General features: G+C 64.4%; 19 protein-coding genes and 1 pseudogene. 10 read left to right on the plus strand and 10 right to left on the minus strand.

Translation table 11 applies throughout. From position 1 onward, the window contains the following. The first annotated feature begins 103 nt into the window (after positions 1-103). The 8 genes from ACVW16_RS33405 to ACVW16_RS33440 all read left to right on the plus strand — a co-directional run bounded on the left by ACVW16_RS33405 (position 104) and on the right by ACVW16_RS33440 (position 7726). A complete protein-coding gene (locus ACVW16_RS33405; protein WP_456703213.1) occupies positions 104-1723 on the plus strand; it encodes a peptide chain release factor 3 in 1620 nt (539 codons plus the stop codon). Between the two features lie 98 nt (positions 1724-1821). Continuing rightward, entirely contained in the window at positions 1822-2400 is a 579-nt protein-coding gene (locus tag ACVW16_RS33410; protein WP_456703214.1) for a hypothetical protein, read from the plus strand. Between the two features lie 70 nt (positions 2401-2470). Further along, positions 2471-3055, plus strand: coding sequence for an NnrU family protein (locus tag ACVW16_RS33415; protein ID WP_456734920.1), 585 nt, complete (start codon positions 2471-2473; stop codon positions 3053-3055). A 70-nt stretch (positions 3056-3125) separates the two neighbouring features. Next, positions 3126-4721, plus strand: a complete 1596-nt coding sequence (locus ACVW16_RS33420; RefSeq protein WP_456703216.1) for a class I adenylate-forming enzyme family protein — start codon at positions 3126-3128, stop codon at positions 4719-4721. A gap of 169 nt (positions 4722-4890) precedes the next feature. Continuing rightward, on the plus strand, positions 4891-5544 hold the full coding sequence (locus ACVW16_RS33425; protein ID WP_456703217.1) for a tetratricopeptide repeat protein: 654 nt from the start codon (positions 4891-4893) through the stop codon (positions 5542-5544). 30 nt (positions 5545-5574) lie between these two features. Then, a complete protein-coding gene (locus tag ACVW16_RS33430; protein ID WP_456703218.1) occupies positions 5575-6138 on the plus strand; it encodes a hypothetical protein in 564 nt (187 codons plus the stop codon). 50 nt (positions 6139-6188) lie between these two features. Further along, positions 6189-7571 carry a ribosome biogenesis GTPase Der gene (gene der, locus ACVW16_RS33435; RefSeq protein WP_456734921.1) on the plus strand — a complete coding sequence of 461 codons (1383 nt, stop codon included), beginning with the start codon at positions 6189-6191 and terminating at the stop codon, positions 7569-7571. Continuing rightward, positions 7568-7726, plus strand: coding sequence for a hypothetical protein (locus tag ACVW16_RS33440; protein WP_456703220.1), 159 nt, complete (start codon positions 7568-7570; stop codon positions 7724-7726). Before der ends, ACVW16_RS33440 begins: the two co-directional genes overlap by 4 nt. 88 nt (positions 7727-7814) lie before the next feature. Here ACVW16_RS33440 and ACVW16_RS33445 read toward each other — a convergent pair whose 3' ends face one another. From ACVW16_RS33445 to ACVW16_RS33470, 6 genes are all read right to left on the minus strand, one after another. After that, on the minus strand, positions 7815-9050 hold the full coding sequence (locus ACVW16_RS33445; protein WP_456734922.1) for an ABC transporter substrate-binding protein: 1236 nt from the start codon (positions 9048-9050) through the stop codon (positions 7815-7817). Between the two features lie 225 nt (positions 9051-9275). Continuing rightward, the gene (locus ACVW16_RS33450) at positions 9276-10016 is read right to left on the minus strand and encodes an SDR family NAD(P)-dependent oxidoreductase (RefSeq protein ID WP_456703222.1); all 741 of its coding nucleotides are present in this window, start codon (positions 10014-10016) and stop codon (positions 9276-9278) included. Between the two features lie 51 nt (positions 10017-10067). After that, complete coding sequence (purF, locus tag ACVW16_RS33455) at positions 10068-11579, minus strand: amidophosphoribosyltransferase (RefSeq protein ID WP_456703223.1); 1512 nt, start codon at positions 11577-11579, stop codon at positions 10068-10070. A gap of 28 nt (positions 11580-11607) precedes the next feature. Further along, a complete protein-coding gene (locus ACVW16_RS33460; protein WP_092234672.1) occupies positions 11608-12237 on the minus strand; it encodes a CvpA family protein in 630 nt (209 codons plus the stop codon). 168 nt (positions 12238-12405) lie between these two features. Further along, positions 12406-13854 (minus strand): DNA repair protein RadA, encoded by a 1449-nt coding sequence (gene radA / locus ACVW16_RS33465; protein ID WP_456703224.1) that lies wholly within the window; start codon positions 13852-13854, stop codon positions 12406-12408. Positions 13855-13872: 18 nt separating this feature from the next. After that, positions 13873-14601 (minus strand): sulfite exporter TauE/SafE family protein, encoded by a 729-nt coding sequence (locus ACVW16_RS33470; RefSeq protein ID WP_456734923.1) that lies wholly within the window; start codon positions 14599-14601, stop codon positions 13873-13875. A gap of 222 nt (positions 14602-14823) precedes the next feature. Here ACVW16_RS33470 and ACVW16_RS33475 point away from each other — a divergent pair, with 222 nt between their 5' ends. Then, entirely contained in the window at positions 14824-15192 is a 369-nt protein-coding gene (locus tag ACVW16_RS33475) for a GFA family protein (RefSeq protein ID WP_456703226.1), read from the plus strand. Positions 15193-15198: 6 nt separating this feature from the next. On the opposite strand, the gene ACVW16_RS33480 is transcribed toward ACVW16_RS33475, so the two are convergent. Then, a complete protein-coding gene (locus tag ACVW16_RS33480; RefSeq protein WP_456734924.1) occupies positions 15199-15969 on the minus strand; it encodes an exodeoxyribonuclease III in 771 nt (256 codons plus the stop codon). Between the two features lie 41 nt (positions 15970-16010). On the opposite strand from ACVW16_RS33480, the gene ACVW16_RS33485 reads away from it, so the two are divergent. After that, a complete protein-coding gene (locus tag ACVW16_RS33485) occupies positions 16011-16229 on the plus strand; it encodes a cysteine rich repeat-containing protein (RefSeq protein ID WP_456703228.1) in 219 nt (72 codons plus the stop codon). Between the two features lie 11 nt (positions 16230-16240). Here ACVW16_RS33485 and alr read toward each other — a convergent pair. The 3 genes and pseudogenes from alr to ACVW16_RS33500 all read right to left on the minus strand — a co-directional run bounded on the left by alr (position 16241) and on the right by ACVW16_RS33500 (position 21085). Further along, positions 16241-17501, minus strand: a pseudogene (alr, locus tag ACVW16_RS33490) (alanine racemase). 63 nt (positions 17502-17564) lie between these two features. Continuing rightward, complete coding sequence (locus ACVW16_RS33495) at positions 17565-19076, minus strand: replicative DNA helicase (protein ID WP_456734926.1); 1512 nt, start codon at positions 19074-19076, stop codon at positions 17565-17567. Positions 19077-19834: 758 nt separating this feature from the next. Next, positions 19835-21085, minus strand: coding sequence for a class I SAM-dependent methyltransferase (locus tag ACVW16_RS33500; RefSeq protein ID WP_456734927.1), 1251 nt, complete (start codon positions 21083-21085; stop codon positions 19835-19837). Positions 21086-21184 lie beyond the last annotated feature (99 nt).

Below are 21184 nucleotides of genomic sequence, written 5' to 3' on the forward strand. Positions count from 1 at the left end.
CAAGGCCTGTTTGGTCAAAGGCCGATATGGGGCTGGCCGAAGCGCTCCGCAATCACCACATGAGGCTTGATTGGGCTCATTTTCCCTGCCAAACGCTCCCGCCATGTCCGACATTGCCGCCACAGCCGACTCGACGGCCCGTTCCTCGCTTGCCACCGAAGTGGCGCGCCGACGCACTTTTGCGATCATCTCGCACCCGGACGCCGGCAAGACCACGCTGACCGAAAAACTGCTGCTGTTCGGCGGCGCCATCAACCTGGCCGGCCAGGTCAAGGCCAAGGGCGAGCGGCGTAACACGCGCTCGGACTGGATGAAGATCGAGCGCGAGCGCGGCATCTCGGTCGTGACCTCGGTCATGACCTTCGAGTTCGAAGGCCTGGTCTTCAACCTGCTGGACACGCCGGGCCACGAGGACTTTTCGGAAGACACCTATCGCACGCTGACCGCGGTCGATTCCGCCGTGATGGTGATCGACGCAGCCAAGGGCATCGAGGCGCGGACACGCAAACTGTTCGAGGTCTGTCGTCTCCGCGACATTCCGATCATCACGTTCATCAACAAGATGGATCGCGAGAGCCGCGACGTGTTCGAGCTGCTCGACGAGATCGAGAAGACGCTGGCGCTCGACACCACGCCAATGACATGGCCGGTCGGCCGCGGGCGCGACTTCCTCGGGACCTACGACGTCGTCAATGGCGGCGTGCGCCTGCTCGAAGGCGGCGGCGCGAAGACCGGCGCTGCGCAACAGATCGAGATCGCCGAACTTGCCAAGCTGAATGCGAACCTCGATGTCTCCGCGGTGAAGGACGAGCTCGAGCTCGTCACGGAAGCTTCAAAGCCGTTCGAGCTCGACGCGTTCCGCGAGGGCCATCTGACGCCGGTCTATTTCGGCAGCGCGCTTCGCAATTTCGGCGTCGGCGACCTCCTGGAAGGCCTCGGCAAGTTCGCTCCCGAGCCCCGCGCCCAGGACAGCGACCAGCGCAAAGTCGAAGCGACCGATCCGCGCATGAGCGCCTTCGTGTTCAAGATCCAGGCCAACATGGACCCGAACCATCGCGACCGCATTGCGTTCGCGCGGCTCTGCTCCGGCAAGCTCAGCCGCGGCATGAAGGCGAAGCTGGTACGCACAGGCAAGAGCATGCCGCTGTCGAGCCCGCAATTCTTCTTTGCTCAGGACCGTTCGGTGGCGGACGAGGCCTTTGCCGGCGACGTCGTCGGCATTCCCAACCACGGCACGCTCCGGATCGGGGATACGCTCACCGACGGCGAAGATTTCAACTTCGTCGGCGTGCCGAGCTTCGCGCCTGAAATCGTCCGCCGTGTCCGTCTGACCGACGCGATGAAGGCGAAGAAGCTGAAGGAAGCGCTTCAGCAGATGTCGGAAGAGGGCGTCGTGCAGGTGTTCCGTCCGCGTGATGGTGCACCGGCGCTGGTCGGCGTGGTCGGCGCGCTGCAGCTCGACGTGCTCAAGGCCCGGCTTGAAGCGGAATATTCGCTGCCGGTCGAATTCGAGGTCAGCGAGTTCCAGCTTGCGCGCTGGGTCTCGTCGGAGGATCGCAAGAAGCTCGACACTTTCATCGCGGCCAATACGTCAAGCATCGCCGATGACGTCGACGGCGATCCCGTTTATCTGGCCCGGAACGAATTCTATCTCGGCTACACCAGGGAGCGCGCCGAGGGCATCGAGTTCACCAACGTCAAGGACGTGAAAAAGAAGGGGTAGGGGGTAGCCCTTGGCGCGCGAGCATGTGAACGCGCGCAGGCTTGACGCTGTCACGAACGGTGCCACGTTCCACGGATGTGACATCGCGAGACCAAAGCATGTGGCGCGGCATTCTCGTTCTCACACTATTGGCGATATCAATCGTTGCCGCCGACGCGCAGCACCGCCAAATCAATCCGATCCCGTTTGCGCATGAGCCGTGCAGCGTTCTCGACGGTCCCCCCTGCACGCCGTACTATTGCAGTCCGCTCGAGCCTGGCCCGTGTATTCCCGAGATCGATTATCCCTACGGCCAGAACCTGCAGCTCACGATCGAGAGCGTGCCCCCGGAGGCTGATCGGGCCAAGTACAAAAAGCCGGATCACGACCTCGATACGATCGGCGATCTTTTTGCGGAGCTGCGTACGTGCTGGTCGCCGCCATCGGACCATGCGCGCGCAGGCATGCAGATGGCTGTCCGCTTCAGCTTCAATAAGGCCGGTGGCCTGATCGGCCCGCCGCGCCTGACCTTTGCGACTGCGGGCGTCCCCGCCGATACGCGAACCACCTACCTCAACGCGATCAATTCATCGTTGAATGCATGTCTCCCGCTGAAGTTCACCAGCGGCCTCGGTGGCGCCTTGGCCGGACGGCCGATTGCGATCCGCTATGTCGACAATCGAGAGCTTGGAAAGTAGCCCGTCAGTTGCGAGCGGCGGCCAATCAATGATACCTCAGAGGCGAGGCGCTGGTTGAGGGAGGATGATCGTGGGTCTGCTGGTTATGATCCTGGGGCTGGCACTGTTTTTTGCCGCCCATGTCTTCACAACGAAACGTGGCGCGCGCGCACAGGCGATCGCGCGGCTGGGCGAGGGGACCTACAAGATTCTGTATTCCGTGGTCTCGCTTGCGGGACTGGCGCTGATCGTCTGGGGTTTTGCGCATTATCGTGCCACCGGCTGGATCGAGGTCTGGTATCCGCCGAAGGCGATGAAGCACGTTACCGTCGCGCTGATGCTGCCTGCCGTGATCCTGGTGGTCGCGTCCTATCTGCGCGGCCGCATCTATGCGACCCTGAAACATCCGATGCTCGCCGGCATCAAGCTGTGGGCGTTTGCGCATCTGCTGGCCAATGGCGATCTTGGCTCCATCATCCTGTTCGGCTCGTTCCTGGCTTGGGGCGTGTATGACCGTATTTCGCTGAAACATCGCAAGGATGCCGGGGCCCCGCCGATTCCCGTGGGCGGCGTCACCAACGATCTCATCGCGATCGCGGTCGGCATCGTCGCCTATCTGGCGCTGGCGTTTGCGTTTCATCCTGTCGTGATCGGTGTTCCCGTGATGGGTGGCTAGCCGATCAGCGCAAGACATCACCTCACTGTCCACGGGAAGGCTGGCAAAAGCAACAAGACGAGGGTATCCGATGGACTGGTCGCAATCTCAGATTCCGCCGATGCGGTTCGAGGCGCGCTTTGGCGATCGGGTGGTGCCGGCCTTCGTTGATCGACCGGCTAGTCTCTGGGCGATGATCGCCGAGGCTGCCGCGCGTAACGGGGACGGCGAAGCGCTGGTCTGCGGCAATGTGCGTCTGAGCTGGCGCCAGGCGCTGGAGCAGTCCGCGCGGATTGCGACGGGATTTCGCAAGCTCGGCCTGCAGCGGGGCGATCGCGTCGCGATCCTGCTCGGCAACCGCATCGAATTTCCGCTGCTGCTGTTTGCCGCTGCCCATGAGGGCCTGGTTACGGTATTGCTCGGCACGCGGCAGCAGAAGCCGGAGATCGCCTATGTCCTGTCCGACTGTGGCGCAAAGATCCTGATCCACGAAGCTGCACTCGCCGAGCGGCTGCCCGATGCGCAGGATGCGCCTGATGTGATCCACCGTATCGCCATCGACGGTGATCCGACCCAGTCTCGCTTTGCGGTGCTCGCCGACCATGCGCCGGCTCGGGCACCGGTCGACGTGAGCGAGGAGGATACCGCGATGATCCTCTACACTTCGGGCACGACGGGAAAGCCGAAGGGCGCGATGCTGGCCCATTGCAACATCGTGCATTCCTCGATGGTGTTCGTGTCCTGCCTGCAATTGACAGAAGCCGATCGGTCGATCGCAGCCGTCCCGCTCGCGCACGTCACGGGCGTCGTCGCCAACATCACGACAATGATCCGCTGTGGTGGCGCACTGATCATCATGCCGGAGTTTAGGGCAACCGACTATCTCAAGCTCGCCGCGCGCGAGCGCGTTACCTACACCGTAATGGTGCCGGCGATGTACAATCTCTGCCTGCTGCAGCCGGATTTCGAGAGCTACGACCTGTCGAACTGGCGCATCGGAGGCTTCGGCGGCGCGCCGATGCCCGTTGCGACCATCGAGAAGCTCAAGGCCACCATTCCAGGGCTGAAGCTGGCGAATTGCTATGGCGCGACCGAGACGACGTCACCGTCCACCATCATGCCCGGCGAACTGACGGCGAGCCACATCGACAGCGTCGGCCTGTCGTGTCCGGGGGCGCGCATCGTTGCGATGGCCGACGGGCGCGAGCTGCCGCCGGGCGAGATCGGCGAACTCTGGATCCAGAGCGCTTCCGTCATCAAGGGCTATTGGAACAAGCCGGAGGCTACGGCTGAGAGTTTCACTGCCGGCTATTGGCACTCCGGCGACCTCGGCTCGGTGGATGCCGAAGGCTTCGTCCGGGTGTTCGACCGGCAGAAGGACATGATCAATCGCGGCGGCCTCAAGATCTATTCGGCTGAGGTCGAATCCGTGCTGGCCGGCCATCCCGCCGTAGTCGAGAGCGCGATCATCGCAAAACCCTGCCCGGTGCTCGGTGAGCGCGTCCATGCGGTCGTGGTCACGCGCGTACCAATCGGCGGCGACGATCTGCGGGCTTGGTGCGCCGAGCGCTTGTCCGACTACAAGGTGCCGGAGACCATGACGGTCACCGCCGAGCCGCTCCCGCGCAATGCCAACGGCAAGGTGGTGAAGCGGCAGCTGCGGGAGCTGCTGGTCGTGTCTGGATAGGACCGGGTCGGGGTACCCGGATATCCCGGATCGCGCGTTAACACCTTGATCGGCCTTGCTTTGCCTTGCCAGCGCCATATCGATAGGGTATCGCCGCCGCCACGTGGGGACGGGCTTTAGACGCATGCGATCTGGCGTGCGCTCCCGGCCGGGCATGGGATTTGCTTAAGTGTCTGAATTATTTGACGAAGTCGACGAGGAAGTACGTCGCGAGCAGCTCAAGAAGCTGTGGGACAATTATTCGCACTACTTCATCGCGCTGATGGTGCTGGTCGTGGCGGCCGTGGGCGGCTGGCGCGGCTATCAGTATCTGGAGGCCAAGAAGGCCGCCGAAGCCGGCGCGATCTTCGAGAAGGCCGTCGAGCTGTCGGAGCAGGGCAAGCATCCGGAGGCCGAGACGGCCTTTGCCGATCTTGCTGCCAAGGCACCGTCCGGCTACCGCACCCTGGCGCGGCTTCGTGCCGCGGCCGAAGCATCGGCGCGCGATCCCAAGGCTGCAGCCAGGATGTACGACGATATCGCCGCTGACACGGGTCTTGGCAGCGAGTGGCGCGATCTCGCGAAGATTCGCGCCGCAGGTCTGCTTGTGGACAGCGCGAGCTACGCCGACATCCAGCAGCGGCTGGAGGCTTCCGCCGAACCCCAATCGACCTACCGGCATAGCGCCCGCGAGCTGCTGGCGCTGTCGGCGTGGCGTAACAACGACATGACCGCAGCCCGCAAATGGGTCGACGCGATCGCCGAGGACGGCGAAACGCCGCCCGGCCTCCGTTCGCGCGCCGAGGCGCTCCAGGCCTTGCTGCCGCCCGTCGCCAAAAGCTGACGGTCCTGAGAGCCCAGACGAGATATCGATATGCGCCGCACGCCTCGCTTGATCGCAGCCGCCGTCCTGATCGCCTTCACGGGCGTGCTGGGCGGCTGCTCCAGCCTCGATCCGAGCGATCTGCTCGATTTCCTCGACACCAAGAAGAAGCTGCCCGGCGATCGTAAGCCGGTGTTCCCGGAGGGCGTGCCGGGTCTTGAGCAGGGCGTGCCGAAGGAAATGTACAAGGGCGCGCAGCAACAGCAGGATGCGAACGCGCCTGCAGTCGCGGCGCTGCCGGCCGAACCGGCGCCTGCTGAGCCGGCGAAGCCATCGAAATCCGCGAAGGGCAAGAAGACCAGACAGCCGGCCGCGACCGCGGCGGCACCGGCTGAAGCGCCGGCCGGCGAAATCGATGGCGAGGCTCAGCCGGAAGCGGCGCCGGCGCCTGCCGCCCCGCCGCCCAAGCACAAGATCGTGCGCAAGCGCACCACCGCGCCGCCGCCGGACCAGCAATCCGCGCAGCAACCGGCACAGCCGGCGCAGACCACCCAGCAACCGCAGACGCAGGGGGCTTTCCCGGCGCCGATGCCCAGCGGCAGTTTCTCCCGCTGATATTTTTCACAGAATTGACAGTCGCCACCTCCGCGGCGCACGAATGACCAATGTCCTTTACGATCGCCATCATCGGCCGGCCCAATGTCGGCAAATCGACGCTGTTCAACCGTCTGGTGGGGCAGAAGCTCGCGCTCGTCGATGATCTGCCCGGGGTCACCCGCGACCGCCGCGAGGGTGAGGCCAGGCTCGGCGACCTCGAATTCACCATCATCGACACTGCCGGCCTCGACGAGGGCGCCAAGGGCTCGCTGACGGCGCGCATGCAGGAGCAGACCGAGACCGCGATCGCACAGGCAGATGCGCTGTTCTTCGTGATCGATGCCCGCATCGGCCTCACGCCGACCGACCGCGCTTTCGCCGATTTCGCCCGCAAGGCCAACAAGCCGGTGCTGCTCGTCGCAAACAAGAGCGAAGGCAAGCATGGCGATGCCGGTGCGATGGAATCCTTTGCGCTTGGCCTCGGCGATCCCATCCAGATCTCGGCCGAGCATGGCGAGGGCATGGGCGAGCTTTACGACGAGCTCGCCAAGCTGATGCCGGAGCCCGTCGAGGAAGACGAGATCGAGGACGACGAGCCGCTCACCGAGGAAGAGGCGGCGACGCGCCCGATCCGCGTCGCCGTTGTCGGCCGTCCCAATGCCGGCAAATCGACCCTGATCAACCATTTGCTCGGCGAGGAACGCCTTCTGACCAGCCCGGAGGCCGGCACCACGCGCGATTCCATCGCGGTCGAGATCAATTGGAAGGGCCGCAGGTTTCGTGTGTTCGACACCGCAGGTCTTCGCCGGCGCTCGCGCATCGAGGAGAAGCTGGAAAAGCTCTCGGTTGCGGACGCGCTGCGCGCAGTGCGCTTTGCCGAAGTCGTCGTGATGATGATGGACTCGCAGAATCGCTTCGAGGAGCAGGATCTGCGCATCACGGACCTTATCGAGCGCGAGGGCCGCGCGGTCGTGCTTGCCGTCAACAAATGGGATCTGATGGAGACGAAGGGCGGCGGCGCGATCTCAGGCCTGCGCCGCGACGCCGATCATTGGTTGCCGCAGCTCAAGGGCGTGCCGATCGTCGCGGTGTCCGGACTGATGGGCGAGGGCATCGATCGCCTGATGCAGGCGATCCAGGATGCCTATGCACTGTGGAACAGGCGCGTGCCGACCTCTGCGCTCAATCGCTGGTTCGAGCAGGCGGTCCAGGCCAACCCGCCGCCTGCCGTGTCCGGCCGCCGGTTGAAGCTGAACTACATCACCCAGACCAAGGCGCGCCCGCCGAGCTTCGTGCTGTTCTGCTCGCGCGCGGATGCAGTGCCGCAGTCGTATCTGCGCTATCTCATCAACTCGATGCGCGAGGCCTTCGACCTGCCGGGAACACCGGTGCGCATCACGCTGCGCGAGAAGGCCAATCCCTTCGCCCACAAGCGCAAGCGGCCATCGTGAGCGAACAAGCCGGCGAGGCGATAGCGCAGGGCGCTCAGCCGGTCCTGCACGATGCGGTCGCCGTTATCTTCGTCACCATCCTGCTCGACATGCCCGCGCTTGGTGTGATCGCATCTCAACCGGTGAGGGCGGTGAGCAGTCGGGCTCAAGCCTGAATCGCCGTTCCGGGGCGATGCGGAGCGTCGAACTTCTCGAGATCCCGGGCTGATGCTGGCGCACCATCCCGGGATGAGTGCTACGCGGTCATTTCTTCACCAGCGGACACTCGCTGTCCTTGAGAGGCCTGGCGGCGTCTTCCGCGGAGATGGTGGCGACCAGCTTGTAATAGTCCCACGGTCCCTTCGATTCCTCCGGCTTCTTCACCTCGAACAGATAGGCCGGAATGATCCGGCGGCCGTCCTCGCGCAGCGGACCCTTGCCGAACAGCGCATCGTCGGTCGGGATCTCCTTCATCTTGGCGACGACCTTGGCGCCGTCATGCGGATTGCCGCCGAGCGCCTCAAGCGCTTTGAGGTAATGAATCACGCCGGCATAGTTGCCCGCCTGGGTCATTGACGGCATCGCGTGGTTGCTCACCTTCTCCTGGAAGCGCTTGGACCAGGCGCGGGTGCCGTCGTTGAGATCCCAATAGAAGGATTCGGTGAAGGTCAGACCGTGCGCGGTCTTGAGGCCGAGCGAGTGCACGTCGTTGATGAAGAGCAGTAGCGCCGCGAGCTTCTGGCCGCCTTCGACGATGCCGAACTCGGCCGCCTGCTTGATTGCGTTGGTGGTGTCGCCGCCGGCGTTGGCAAGCCCGACGATCTTCGCCTTGGAGTTCTGTGCCTGGAGCAGGAACGACGAGAAATCCGAGGTGTTGAGCGGGTGCTTGACGCCGCCGAGCACCTTGCCGCCGTTCGCGGTGACAACGGCACCGGTGTCGCGCTCGAGCGCGGCGCCGAAGGCATAGTCGGCGGTCAGGAAGAACCAGCTATCGCCGCCGGCCTTGGTCAGCGCCTTCCCGGTGCCGTTGGCGAGCATATAGGTGTCGTAGGTGTAGGAGATGGTGTTGGCGTTGCAGGCCTTGCCGGTGAGGTCGGCGCTGGCACCGCCATTGTTGAGCAGGACGACGTTCTTTTCCTTGGCGACGTTGCTCACCGCCAGCGCGACGCCGGAGTTCGGCGTGTCGGTGATCATGTCGACCTTCTGGGTGTCGATCCATTGCCGCGCGATGTTGACGCCGATGTCAGGCTTGTTCTGGTGATCGCCGCTGACGACCTCGATCTTCCAGCCCTTGGCAAGCAGACCGGAATCCTCGACCGCCATCTTGACGGCTACCACCGAGTTGGGGCCGCCGATGTCGGCGTAAAGGCTCGACATGTCGTTGAGCACGCCGATGGTGACGGTCTTGTCTTGCTTATCCTGGGCAAAAGCGGATGTGGCAAAACCGAAAGCGGCGCAGGCGAGAAGGGCCGCTGAGCGGCGCGCGAACGTCGTCGTCATAAAGGGTTTCCTCCATTGTCAAATATGCGGACGGCTCTCTTGCGGAGCCTTGGTCCGGCAAATTCCGTAGCCTGTCCCCGGGACGGCGGCAATGCGCCTAAAGCCGGATGATGCTGCGTCGTAGCGTCCTCAGTCGGTTAATCTTTGGGTAAGATGCGTTCAGGCGCTATTTCAGTGCGTCCGAGGTCAGCTTGAAATTCCGGATGCGTTTTGTGGCCGAAGCAATCACGCCGGCGCGTGGAAGCTCATCAGCGAGCGAGTCTTGTAGTCGTAGAACTTGCCGGTCTCGGTCCAGTCGGGCGTGCACAGCGGGACGATGAATTCGGCGACCTGCTCGGGCGTGTCGAGCGTTGCGGGATCTTCGCCGGGCATCAGGGTCGCGCGCATGCGGGTGCGGATCGGGCCCGGGTTGAACAGGTTGACGCGGATGGCCGTGTTCGCGGTTTCCTGCGCCCAGGCGCGCGCTAGCGTCTCCAGCGCGGACTTGGAGGCAGCGTAGGGGCTGACATAGGCGGTCGCCTTGCTGGCAGCGCCCGAGGTGATGAACACGGCGCGGCCGGCGTCGGATTGCTTCAGCAGCGGCTCCATGCAGCGGATCAGTTGGAAATTTGCGGAGACGTTGACGGCCATGACGTCGTTGAACGTCTTCAGCTCAATGTGGCCGACCGGTGAGGAGGGGCCGAGCACGCCGGCATTGCCGACGAGAATGTCGAGCTTGCCGTAGCGCTCATGCAGTCCGGCGCCTAACCGCGCGATGCCGTCGGAATCGGTAAGGTTGAGCGGCACCAGCGTGGTGCTGCCGCCCACCTTGCGGATTTCGTCGTCGAGCTCCTCGAGCCCGCCTTGCGTGCGCGCGGTTGCAACGATATGTGCTCCGGCTTTTGCGAGCGCGAGCGCCGTGGCGAAGCCGATGCCGCGCGAGGCGCCGGTGACGAGAGCGATGCGGTTGGCGAGGGGCTTTGTCATGCCCGGGTTTTACAGGCGTGGCTGGCTCGCACAAGCCCTTACACGTACCCGTCAACTCGCCTCCGCCAGCAGCGACAGCTGCCGCTGTTGCGGCTCGGTCTGGGTCTGGTCGGTAAGGTGGGTCGGATAGACGCCGGTGAAGCAGTGATCCGCAAACTTCGGATTGGCGGGGTCGCGGCCGGGCTCGCCCATGGCGCGGTACATGCCGTCGATCGACAGGAAGGCGAGCGAATCGGCGCCGATGAGCTCGCGCATCTCCTCCAGTGAATGCGTTGCGGCCAAAAGGCCGCCGCGATCCGGCAGATCGATGCCGTAATAATCGGGATAGAGGATTGGCGGCGAGGCGAGGCGGAAGTGCACTTCCTTGGCGCCGGCATCGCGCATCATGCGCACGATCTTCTTCGACGTGGTGCCGCGCACCAGCGAGTCGTCGATCAGGATGATGCGCTTGCCTTCGATCGCGGCGCGGTTGGCCGAGTGCTTCATGCGCACGCCGGACTCGCGGATCGCCTGCGTCGGCTGGATGAAGGTGCGGCCGACATAATGGTTGCGGATGATGCCGAGCTCGAACGGCACGCCGGAATGCTGGCTGTAGCCGACCGCCGCGGGCACGCCGGAATCCGGCACCGGCACCACGACGTCGACAGGCACATGGCTCTCGCGCGCGAGCTGCGCGCCAAAGGCCTTGCGCACCTCGTAGACGGAGCGGCCGTGGACGATGGAGTCAGGCCGCGAGAAATAGATGTATTCGAAGATGCAGGGACGCGGCGCCATCGGCGGGAACGGCTTGTGGATGTCCTGGCCGTTCTCGTCGAACACGATGACTTCGCCGGGCTCGATGTCGCGCACGAAGCGCGCGCCGATGATGTCGAGCGCGCAGGTCTCCGACGTCAGGATCGGGCAGCCGTCGAGCTCGCCGAGCACCAGCGGACGGATGCCGCGCGGATCGCGCGCGCCGACCAGCTTCTTGTTGGTGAGTGAGACCAGCGCATAGGCGCCTTCGATCTCGCGCAACGCGTCGATATAACGCTCGATGAAGCGGCTGCGCCTGGAGCGCGCCACCAGGTGCAGGATCACTTCGGTGTCGGAGGTCGACTGCATCATGGCGCCGCTTCTGACGAGTTCGCGGCGCAGCGTCAGGCCGTTGGAGAGATTGCCGTTGTGAGCGACGGCGAGACCGCCGGCATTGAGCTCGGCGAACAGCGGCTGCACGTTGCGCAGGATGGTGGCGCCGGTCGTGGCGTAACGGACGTGGCCGACCGCCATGGTGCCGGGCAGGCGGTCGATGACCTCGCGGCGGGAGAAAGTGTCGCCGACCAGACCGAGGCGGCGTTCGCTGTGGAAGCGGCCACCGTCGTAGGAGACGATACCGGCAGCTTCCTGGCCGCGGTGTTGGAGGGCGTGGAGGCCGAGCGCCGTGATGGCGGCAGCATCAGGATGTCCGTAGATGCCGAAGACGCCGCATTCCTCGCGGACCGTATCTCCGTCCAGGTCGTCCTGAAGCTCTAGCGCGGCGGAGCCGGGATCGAGTTCCGTGTGGGCGTCCTGGTCAGGGTGTCGCATCTCGTCCGCGCCTCTCTTTAGGGCTCAATCAACGCGCTGCCGGTTTCTCGATCAGCTTCTTCAGGCTGTCACGAGCGGGTTTACTGTACCCGTCGCCGCTGCCCGAAGGCTGCTGCTCGGTATCAGCTTGATCATCATCTGGTTTGTTTTTCTTGAATCTCTTCAAGATGGTGTTCTCGGGGTCGTCAGGCAAGAGGGACATCAGCCAATCCCCGGTTCCCTGGAGCACCACGCGGGACTTCGCCCCCGAGACCCAGTCCGGGCGCTGCTTGTCCGGCACCAGCCACGTGAAGAACAGGAACGCGACCACGACGATCAAAAGCCCGCGAGCGAGGCCAAACAGGAACCCGAGGGTCCGGTCCAGCGCGCCGATCCGCGAATCCAGGATCATGTCGGAGATCCGGACCGTGATGACGGAGACCACGACCAGGGTCCCGACGAACACGCCGGCGACCACGACCACGCTCGCGACGGTGTCGTTGTTGAAATACGTCTTGGCGGTCGGAAGCAGCTTGGAAAAGGAGTACAGCGTCACGATCGCGGCGGTGCCCCAGGCTGCGATCGAGAGGATTTCGCGCATGAAGCCGCGGACCATGGCGAGGAGGCCCGAAATCAGCATCACACCGAGCAGGATCAGGTCGAGGAGTGTTACTGGCATCGGCTGGTCTGGTCCGCTCGTACGCTCAAAGGGTGCTCAGCGAATCGGTGCTTGGCCGCCGCCCTAAATGATGGACAGACGGGGCTTCCGGCAAGGCCGCAACCACGCAATCCCATGCTGCTTTTGTGACGGCTGTATAGCGGCGGGGGCGCTTGACGTCACCTCCACCTACCCCTCTCCACGGCGGAATCTTGCCGGTGTGGCATTTTTCTCGGCCGGTGGCGGCGCGTCGCCGCGGCGGGAGCCTTTGGCTGCGATTTCGGCGACCAGGGTGGTCAGGCTGTTAACCGCGTTCAGGGTCAGCCCGGCGTCACCGGCCGCATCGCCGCCCCGGGCCGATTCGGGCAGCACGGCGCGCTTGAAGCCGAGCTTGACCGCTTCCTTGAGCCGGGCCGGGGTCTGCGCCACCGGGCGAATGACGCCCGAGAGCGAAATTTCGCCGAAATAGACTGCATCGGTGGGTAACTGCGCATTAACCAGCGACGACACCAGCGCGGCAGCCGCGGCCATATCGGCCGCGGGCTCGTGAATGCGCAGGCCGCCCGCGACATTAAGATACACGTCGTGGCCTGAGAGCTTGACCCCGCAGTGGGCCTCCAGCACCGCCAGCACCATCGAGAGCCTGCTCTGATCCCAGCCGACCACGGCCCGCCGTGGGGTGCCGAGCGAGGTGGGCGCCACCAGCGCCTGCAATTCGACCAGAACGGGCCGGGTGCCTTCGATGCCCGCGAAGACTGCCGTGCCGGGGGTGCCGAGATCGCGCTCGGACAGGAACAGCTCCGACGGATTGGTGACCTCACGCAGGCCAAGCCCGGTCATCTCGAACACGCCGATCTCGTCGGTCGGGCCGAAGCGGTTCTTGACGGCGCGCAGGATACGGAATTGCTGCGAGCCTTCGCCCTCGAAGGACATCACGGCATCGACCATGTGCTCGACGACACGGGGGCCGGCAATCTGGCCGTCCTTGGTGACGTGGCCGACGAGGATGATGGCGGCTCCCGTCTTCTTGGCGAAGCGAATGAGCGCCTGCGCCGAGGCGCGCACCTGCGTCACAGTGCCCGGTGCCGATTCCACCGTGTCGGTCCACATGGTCTGGATCGAGTCGATCACGATCAGGCGCGGGACGGCGCCTTCCGACAGCGTCGAGACGATGTCCTCGACCGAGGTTTCGGCGGCGAGCTGCACCGGCGCATCCGACAACCCAAGTCGCTCGGCGCGCAGCCGCACCTGGGCAATGGCTTCTTCGCCGGAGATGTAGACGATGCGGTGGCCGGCGCGCGCCATCATGCTGGTCGCCTGCGTCAGCAGCGTCGACTTGCCGATGCCGGGATCACCGCCGACCAGCAACACCGAGCCGCGCACGAAGCCACCGCCGGTGACGCGGTCGAGCTCGGTCATGCCTGAGGACATCCGCGGCGCCTCCGGGCTCTTGCCGGCCAGGCTCTCCAGCGCGAACGTGCGGCCCTTGCGCTTGGAGCGGATCGAGACCGGCACACTGCCGGTCGTGTCCTCTTCGGCCAGCGTGTTCCACTCGCCGCAGGACTCGCACTTGCCTTGCCAGCGGTTGTAAGCCGCGCCGCAGTTCTGACAGACGAACGAAAGCGTATTCTTGGCCATGGCGGGGTGAATCGGGGGTCAGGGGGATTGTGTGGCGTTCCATAGCATGGAGAGCCCCGCCGCAACCATGATCGCATCCATCACCATGCGGAACGTCTCGGGCTTCAGGTGCATGACGAAGCGCTTCGCGATGAAGGCGCCTGACATCAGCGAGGAGCCAGCGATCAGGCCTTTGATGAAGACGTCCTGCGTCAGCGCCCCGAAGTGCTCGAACGTCACTGATTTGGCGAAGTAGAGGCCAAGCGAGGCGGCCGCCTCTGTCGCGAGGAAGGCACCTTTGCTGAGGCCATAGAACAGGAACAGCGGCACGCTGAGCGGGCCGGTCGAAACCACGATGCCGGTGAGATAGCCGATGACGGCGCCGCCGATCGCGAGATGCCAGAGATTGGCCTTCAGATCGTGCCGCGCCAGCCAATGCCGCACCGGTACCATTGCGATCAGGAAGAGTCCGATGGCCAGATCGACGGCATGCGAGGGCAGGGCCAACAGCGTTCGGGCGCCCAGCACCGCGGCCGGAATGCCCGTCACGGAATAGGCCGCGCAGGCGCGCCAGTCGACCTCGCGCCACCAGGCCAAAATCCGCGAAAAATTCGCCATCACCGAGGCGACAGCCATGATCGGCACGGCCTCCTTCGGCCCATAGGCATAGACCAGCACCGGCATCAGCATGATCGACGAGCCCGTGCCGACGATGCCGGAAATGGTGCCTGCGATCAGGCCGACGCTGAGGACGAAGAGGAAGGCCAAGCGCGGGGCTCCCGGGAATCGCTGTCAGTGTAGCCGGATTTTGCCGCTCTTGTGTCCCGGACGCGGTGCGGTACGCAGTGACGCTCCGCGGAGCCGGCACATCTGCTTCCACATCGCCATTGGCCGGCAAGGAGTGGGCCCGGCTTCCGTTTCTGCTGCTGACAGCATGTTGGCAGCAGGGGGTGGCTATGACCAATCTCCTGACAAAACGGGGATCGGGTCATGCGGATCGAGGCAAGCTGTCATTGCGGTGAGACGGTTTTCGAGGTGACGGAGGCGCCTTCGAGCGTGACCCGCTGCACCTGCTCGCTATGCGCCAAACGTGGCGCGTTGTGGGCCTATTATACGCCGGCGCAATTTCGCCTGCTGTCACCCGCCGACAATGTTGCGACCTACCTCTGGGGCAGCCGCACCGTCAAACATCACTACTGTGCGAACTGCGGCTGCGGCACCTATTCGGAGTCGCCGGACTGGTCGAGTGGCAAGCCCGACTTCGACAATCCCAAGGTCGGCGTCAACGCACGCCTGTTCGACGATTTCGATCTGGAGGCCGTGCCCGTCAACGTGATCGACGGCAAGAATCTGTGGTGATGCCACTCACCGCAGCATCACCCACGCCGGCGCATGATCGCTCGCGCCTTCTTCGCCCCGCACGTTCTTGTCAACGCCGGCTCTTGCCAGGCGGCAGACGAGGGCTCGGCTGAGCAGCAGATGATCAAGCCGTAGCCCCGCATCGCGCGACCAGCGATTCCGCTTGTAGTCCCAGAAGGTGTAGACGCGCTGCTCGGGGTGCAGTTCGCGGATCGCATCGCACCAGCCTTGTTCGACAAGCGAAGCGAATGAAGCGCGGCTTTTCGGCTGGATCAGCGCATCCTTGTCCCACGAGCGTGTCGGATAGATGTCGATTTCCGTCGGCGCGACGTTGTAGTCTCCGGCGAGCACCACGGGCAGATCCTGCATGATGAAGGTCTTGGCGTGTCGCTTGAGGCGCGCAAACCAGTCGAGCTTGTAGTCGAACTTCGGCCCCGGCTGCGGATTGCCGTTCGGCAGGTAGATGCTGGTGACGATGACACCGCGCACGGCGGCCTCGATATAGCGCGCCTCGAGGTCGTCGGGCCGTCCCGGCAGCCGGTCGCGCGTCAGCACCGGCTCGGCATTTCGGGCGAGGATGGCGACGCCGTTCCAGGTCTTCTGCCCGCGCCAGACGGCGCCGTAGCCGGCTTTTTCGATGGCCGCTGCCGGAAATTCGCCATCACTTGCCTTCAATTCCTGCAGCGCGACGACATCGGGCTTCGCCGACCGCATCCATGCCAGCAGATTGGGCAGGCGGCGATTGATGTTGTTGATGTTGAATGTCGCAATCTTCATGTAGAGCTATCGGCTCCTGCCTTCAGTCCGCCGGAGATCCAATGTCCAAATTCAGCTTTGCTGCCATTGCATTCGTGGTCGCGTTCTCCGGGAGCACTTCGGCACAATCGGCCGATCCGCGCGGCGCATGCAAGGCGGACTATGACAAATTCTGTGCCGGCATCGCGCCGGGCGGCGGCATCGTCGCCTGCCTCAACGGCAAGCGCGACCAGCTCAGTTCGACGTGCAAGGCGGCGCTGGACAGCAGGAAAAAGAAGTAGCCGGTGCGGCTTTAGGTCGGCAGCGGCGGCGGTGCCGCCGGCTGCTCGACCGCCGGCGGTGAGGGCGGCGGCCCGCTCGGCTCCGCGGGCTCGGGTTTCGTCAGCGGCTCGACCACGTCGCCGCCCTTGTAGACGCGGGCGTAGCGGCGGCCCAGGCTGGTCAGCACCTCATAGCCGATCGTGCCGAAATGGTGGGCGAGCTCGTCGACGGTGATGCCCTCGCCAAGCAGCGTCACCATGTGACCGCGGCGGACGGCGTTCGGCGGCAGATCGGTGATGTCGATGGCGATCAGGTCCATGGAGATGCGGCCCGCAACCGGGCAGCGCTTGCCGGCGACGATCACCTCGGCGCCGCGGGTGCCGTCATTGGAGCTGGCGGCACGGAAATAGCCGTCGGCATAGCCGACCGCGATGATCGCGAGCCTGGTCGGCCGCCGCGCGGACCAGGTGCCGCCGTAACCGACGGTCTCGCCCCGCTCGATATTGCGGATCTGCACGATGCGCGCCTTGAGGTCGACCACCGGCTGCATCGGATTGTCGGCTTCCGGCGTCGGGTTGACGCCATAGAGCGCCGCGCCCGGCCGCACCATGTCGAACTGGAACGGAGCGCCCAGGAAGATCCCGGAGGAGTTGGCGAGGGCCGCTGGTACGCCGGAGAATTCGCTGGCGATGCCGCGGAAGGCTGCGAGCTGCCTGGCGTTGACGGAGCTGTTGAGATGCTCGGCCGAGACCAGATGGCTCATCACCAGTGTTATGCCGTGATCGCCGGCATTGATGCGAGGAATGATGGCCTGCGCTTCTGCGATCGTCAGACCGAGCCGGTTCATGCCCGGTGTCGATGTGGATTGCCGCGCCGCCGGACCAACCGGTGCGCCGGCAGAACACATCCCATTCGGCGAGCTCGTTGAGGTCGCCGATCACGGGGCGGCAGTTGATTTTCGCGTAGTGCTCGCCGGTGTTCTGGAAATAGCCGCCGAGCACGTAGATCGCGGCGTCCGGCAGCGCTGCGCGCGCGGTGCGCGCCTCTCCGATGGTCGCCACGAAGAAGGTCTTGCAGCCTGCCTTGTTCAGCGCCTGCGCGACCTGCGCGGTGCCGCAGCCATAGGCGTCGGCCTTGATCACCGCGGAACACTCGGCCGGCACCGCGGTCTTCTCGAGCTTGCGCCAATTGGCGATGATGGCGTCGAGATCGACGGTGAGCACGCCGCCGAAGGCAGCGAGCGCGGCAGCCTGATTGGCCTCCGCGGAGAGAAGGCCGGATTGCGTGGTCATGTTCGGCTCGGACGCATTGTCATAGCGTCGTTTTACGCAAGAGGCAGGCCGGGTTCAAGAAACTCAGTACTCGTTGCCGCTGCGTGCCGGCAGCTGACTGTCCGGTGCGAGGTCGCCGAACCGCGTGACCGAGGCTTCGAACGCCAAATCAACGGTGCCGGTCGGGCCATGGCGCTGCTTGCCGATGATGACTTCGGCCTTGCCGTGCGCAAGGCTCATGTCAAGCTGCCACTTCTCGTGTTCAGGCGTGCCCGGGCGCGGCTCCTTCATGGCGAGGTAATATTCCTCGCGATAGACGAACAGCACGACGTCGGCGTCCTGCTCGATCGAGCCGGATTCACGCAAGTCGGAGAGCTGCGGCCGCTTGTCGTCGCGGGATTCGACCTGACGCGAGAGCTGGGACAGCGCGATCACGGGAACGTTGAGCTCCTTGGCGAGCGCCTTCAGGCTGGTTGTGATCTCCGTGATTTCCTGCACGCGGCTGTCACTGGCGCGCTTGCCTGAGCCCGACAGCAGCTGGATGTAGTCGATCACGAGCAGATCGAGACCCTTCTGTCGCTTCAACCGGCGGGCGCGTGCCATCAGCTGCGCGATCGACAGGCCGCCGGTCGCGTCGACGTAGAAAGGCAGCGACTGCAGCTCGATCGAGACTTCCCGGATCTTGTCGAAATCGGCCTCCGAGATGCCGCCGCGGCGGATGTGGGAAGAGGGGATGCCGGTGCGCTCGGCCACGATACGCGTGGCGAGCTGGTCGGCCGACATTTCGCAGGAGAAGAAGCCGATCACGCCGCCATTGGCGGCTTTCATGGTGCCGTCGGCCTGGAGCTCGCCCACATAGGCCTTGGCGACGTTGTAGGCGATGTTGGTCGCCAGCGACGTCTTGCCCATGCCTGGGCGGCCCGCGACGATGATGAGGTCGGAGTGTTGCAGGCCGCCCATCTTGGTGTCGAGGTCGCGCATGCCGGTCGAGATGCCGGACAGCTTTCCGTCGCGCTGGAACGCCTTCGCCGCGAGATCGACCGCAACCGCCAACGCTTGCGAGAATTTCTGGAACCCGCCGTCATAGCGGCCGGACTCCGCAAGCTCGTAGAGTCGGCGCTCGGCGTCCTCGATCTGCGCTCGCGGCGCGAAATCGACCGGGGCGTCATAGGCCACGTTGACCATGTCCTCGCCGATGCCGATCAGGTCACGCCGCAACGCAAGATCGTAGATGGTCCGACCATAATCCTGGGCGTTGATAATGGTGGTCGCTTCGGCCGCAAGCCGCGCCAGATACTGGCCGATTGTCATGCCGCCGACGTCGGTGTCGGCGGGGAGGAAGGTCTTCAGCGTGACGGGCGTCGCAATCTTGCCCATCCGGATCAGGCTGCCTGCCGTCTCGAAAATGGTCTGGTGCAGCGGCTCGAAATAATGCTTCGGCTCCAGGAAGTCGGAGACACGATAGAAAGCGTCGTTGTTGACCAGGATCGCGCCCAGAAGGCTCTGTTCCGCCTCGATATTATGTGGTGCGCTCCGGTAAGCGGGGGTTCCGGGCTCGGGCGCGAGCTTCAGGACGTTCGAATCAGTCGGGGCCATGGTCGGACGTGCTTAGCAATTTTCTTGGGCGGATGCGGGGCCGGGATAAAGCGCCGCGAACAACCAAAGCGGAAGCAAAAGCTCGTCACTATCAACCGATCTTAAAAGCGGTGGATGATTGCCAACCGCAGCCTTCGGGACGCTTGACGGATTTTCGCGGAACCCGCGTCGGACCGGAAGTGGCCGCGATCCCGGCACGGAATAATCCCGAAACGGTGAACCTAACGAGTTGAGCTGCAGACGTATTTGAAGCGCGCGAAACGGCGCGTTGGAGCGACCGGTGCCGGTTCAGACCAGCAGGAGGTAGACCAGCGCGATCACCGCCGCGCCGACGCCGGTGGCGATCAGGGCGTAGTCCGTGCGGAGGTCGTTCTGAACGTCCAATGAGGTTTTGGTCTCTTTGCGCATGGCGACGGTCTAAGGCAGGGCGGTCGAGAGGAATGTGAACCAGATCACACCTCTCCGGATTCTTTCGGGTACGACCGGAACAGGTGGACGGGCAGGGGATTATCCCCGACGACCCGCCAACAGGGAACGAGGACAAGGCGATGCGGCCAGAACGGCAGCACCAGATCTGGCGAAGCGAGGCAGGTAGCCGGCTTTGGCTATCCGGGCTGATCGCTGCCATGCAGCATGCCGAGCGGCCCGAAATCCGGCGTCAGCCGGTCGCACCCGAGGTTATCGCGGGATTGAGCGCGCAGCTGGGGCTTACGGCGTCTTGCCGCTCCCTCCAGATATCAACGCTGCGTCACTAGACTCTATTCACCGGCAAGCTTCAGCTTCGGCCTGGCGCTGCCTTCGAGCGCGCGCAGCCGGCCTTCCTCATGCGCAATATAGTCGCGGGTCATGGGGACCACGCCCTGGCGCTTGGTGAGCTGAATCTGGAAGTTCATCATGCCCTGCTTGCGGAACGTCATCTCGCTGGCGGCGAGATAGAACTCCCACATCAGCGCAAAGCGCTCGTCATACAGCTGCACGGCCTCCTCGCGCCGCGCCATGAAGCGTTCCCGCCAGGCTTTCAGCGTCTCGGCATAATGCAGGCGCAGGATCTCGATGTCGCAGACCAGGAGGCCTGCCTCCTCGATTGCAGGCAGCGCCTCCGACAGCGAGGGGATATAGCCGCCGGGGAAGATGTATTTGGCGATCCAGGGATTGGTCGAATCCGGACCTTGCGAGCGGCCGATCGAATGCAGCAGCATGACGCCGTCCTCGCTCAGCAGCTCGGCGCAGCGTTTGAAATACGTGCCGTAGAACTGTGCTCCGACATGCTCGAACATGCCGACCGAGACGATACGGTCGAACGGTCCCTTGATGTCGCGATAATCCTGGAGCAGAAAGCGGGCCTGTCGCATCAGCCCCTTTTCGGCCGCGCGCGCGTTGGCGACCTGCAGCTGCTCTGTCGACAGCGTCACTCCGGTGACGTCGGCCCCGGCGATCTCGGCGAGATAGAGGCCGAGCCCGCCCCAGCCGCAGCCGATGTCGAGCACGCGCTGGCCGGGCTTGACGAGCAGCTTTGCGGTGACGTGCCGCTTCTTGGCGAGCTGCGCGTCGTCGAGCGTCGCGTCCGGCGTCTCGAAATAGGCGCAGCTATATTGCTTGTCCGCGTCGAGGAAGAGCGAATAGAGCCGCGCGTCGAGGTCATAGTGATGCGCGACATTGCTGCGCGAGCGTGCCCGCGGATTGAACTGCCTCAGGTGTCGGACGAGATAACGCAGGTGCCACCAGGGCTTCGCCCAGTGCGGCAACAGCTCGGGCTGATCAAGGAGAATCGCGAGGGCATCGGCTATGCTGCCGCGCTCGACGACAAATTCTCCGTTCATGTAGGCCTCGCCGAGCCCGAGCTCGGGATTGATGAGGACCTTCCGTTCCGCCTCGGCGTTGACGAAGCGGACTTCGACCGGCTCGCCGGAGCCGTCACCGACGGTGAATGTCGTGCCACCCGCCGTGGTCACCGTCATCGACCCGCGGCGGATGAATTGGGACAAGAACTTACGCAACAAGCGGTCCATAGGCACCAACCTGTCGGGCGAACCCGAAAAGATGCGACTACCCGGCCATCATACCGACGCCTGGGCAATATATTGGTTCCAATGCGTTCGCATGCAAAT

The sequence above is a fragment of the Bradyrhizobium sp. USDA 4474 genome, from assembly GCF_054057515.1.

Excerpts from the sequence above, each read along its gene's own strand:
- ACVW16_RS33485 (WP_456703228.1), top strand. The coding sequence starts at position 16,011 with ATGTCCAAATTCAGCTTTGCTGCCATTGCATTCGTGGTCGCGTTCTCC.
- purF (WP_456703223.1), bottom strand. The coding sequence starts at position 11,579 with ATGCGACACCCTGACCAGGACGCCCACACGGAACTCGATCCCGGCTCC.
- ACVW16_RS33500 (WP_456734927.1), bottom strand. The coding sequence starts at position 21,085 with ATGGACCGCTTGTTGCGTAAGTTCTTGTCCCAATTCATCCGCCGCGGG.
- ACVW16_RS33410 (WP_456703214.1), top strand. The coding sequence starts at position 1,822 with ATGTGGCGCGGCATTCTCGTTCTCACACTATTGGCGATATCAATCGTT.
- der (WP_456734921.1), top strand. The coding sequence starts at position 6,189 with ATGTCCTTTACGATCGCCATCATCGGCCGGCCCAATGTCGGCAAATCG.
- ACVW16_RS33495 (WP_456734926.1), bottom strand. The coding sequence starts at position 19,076 with ATGGCCCCGACTGATTCGAACGTCCTGAAGCTCGCGCCCGAGCCCGGA.
- ACVW16_RS33405 (WP_456703213.1), top strand. The coding sequence starts at position 104 with ATGTCCGACATTGCCGCCACAGCCGACTCGACGGCCCGTTCCTCGCTT.
- ACVW16_RS33475 (WP_456703226.1), top strand. The coding sequence starts at position 14,824 with ATGCGGATCGAGGCAAGCTGTCATTGCGGTGAGACGGTTTTCGAGGTG.
- ACVW16_RS33450 (WP_456703222.1), bottom strand. The coding sequence starts at position 10,016 with ATGACAAAGCCCCTCGCCAACCGCATCGCTCTCGTCACCGGCGCCTCG.
- radA (WP_456703224.1), bottom strand. The coding sequence starts at position 13,854 with ATGGCCAAGAATACGCTTTCGTTCGTCTGTCAGAACTGCGGCGCGGCT.
- ACVW16_RS33420 (WP_456703216.1), top strand. The coding sequence starts at position 3,126 with ATGGACTGGTCGCAATCTCAGATTCCGCCGATGCGGTTCGAGGCGCGC.
- ACVW16_RS33480 (WP_456734924.1), bottom strand. The coding sequence starts at position 15,969 with ATGAAGATTGCGACATTCAACATCAACAACATCAATCGCCGCCTGCCC.
- ACVW16_RS33460 (WP_092234672.1), bottom strand. The coding sequence starts at position 12,237 with ATGCCAGTAACACTCCTCGACCTGATCCTGCTCGGTGTGATGCTGATT.
- ACVW16_RS33445 (WP_456734922.1), bottom strand. The coding sequence starts at position 9,050 with ATGACGACGACGTTCGCGCGCCGCTCAGCGGCCCTTCTCGCCTGCGCC.
- ACVW16_RS33430 (WP_456703218.1), top strand. The coding sequence starts at position 5,575 with ATGCGCCGCACGCCTCGCTTGATCGCAGCCGCCGTCCTGATCGCCTTC.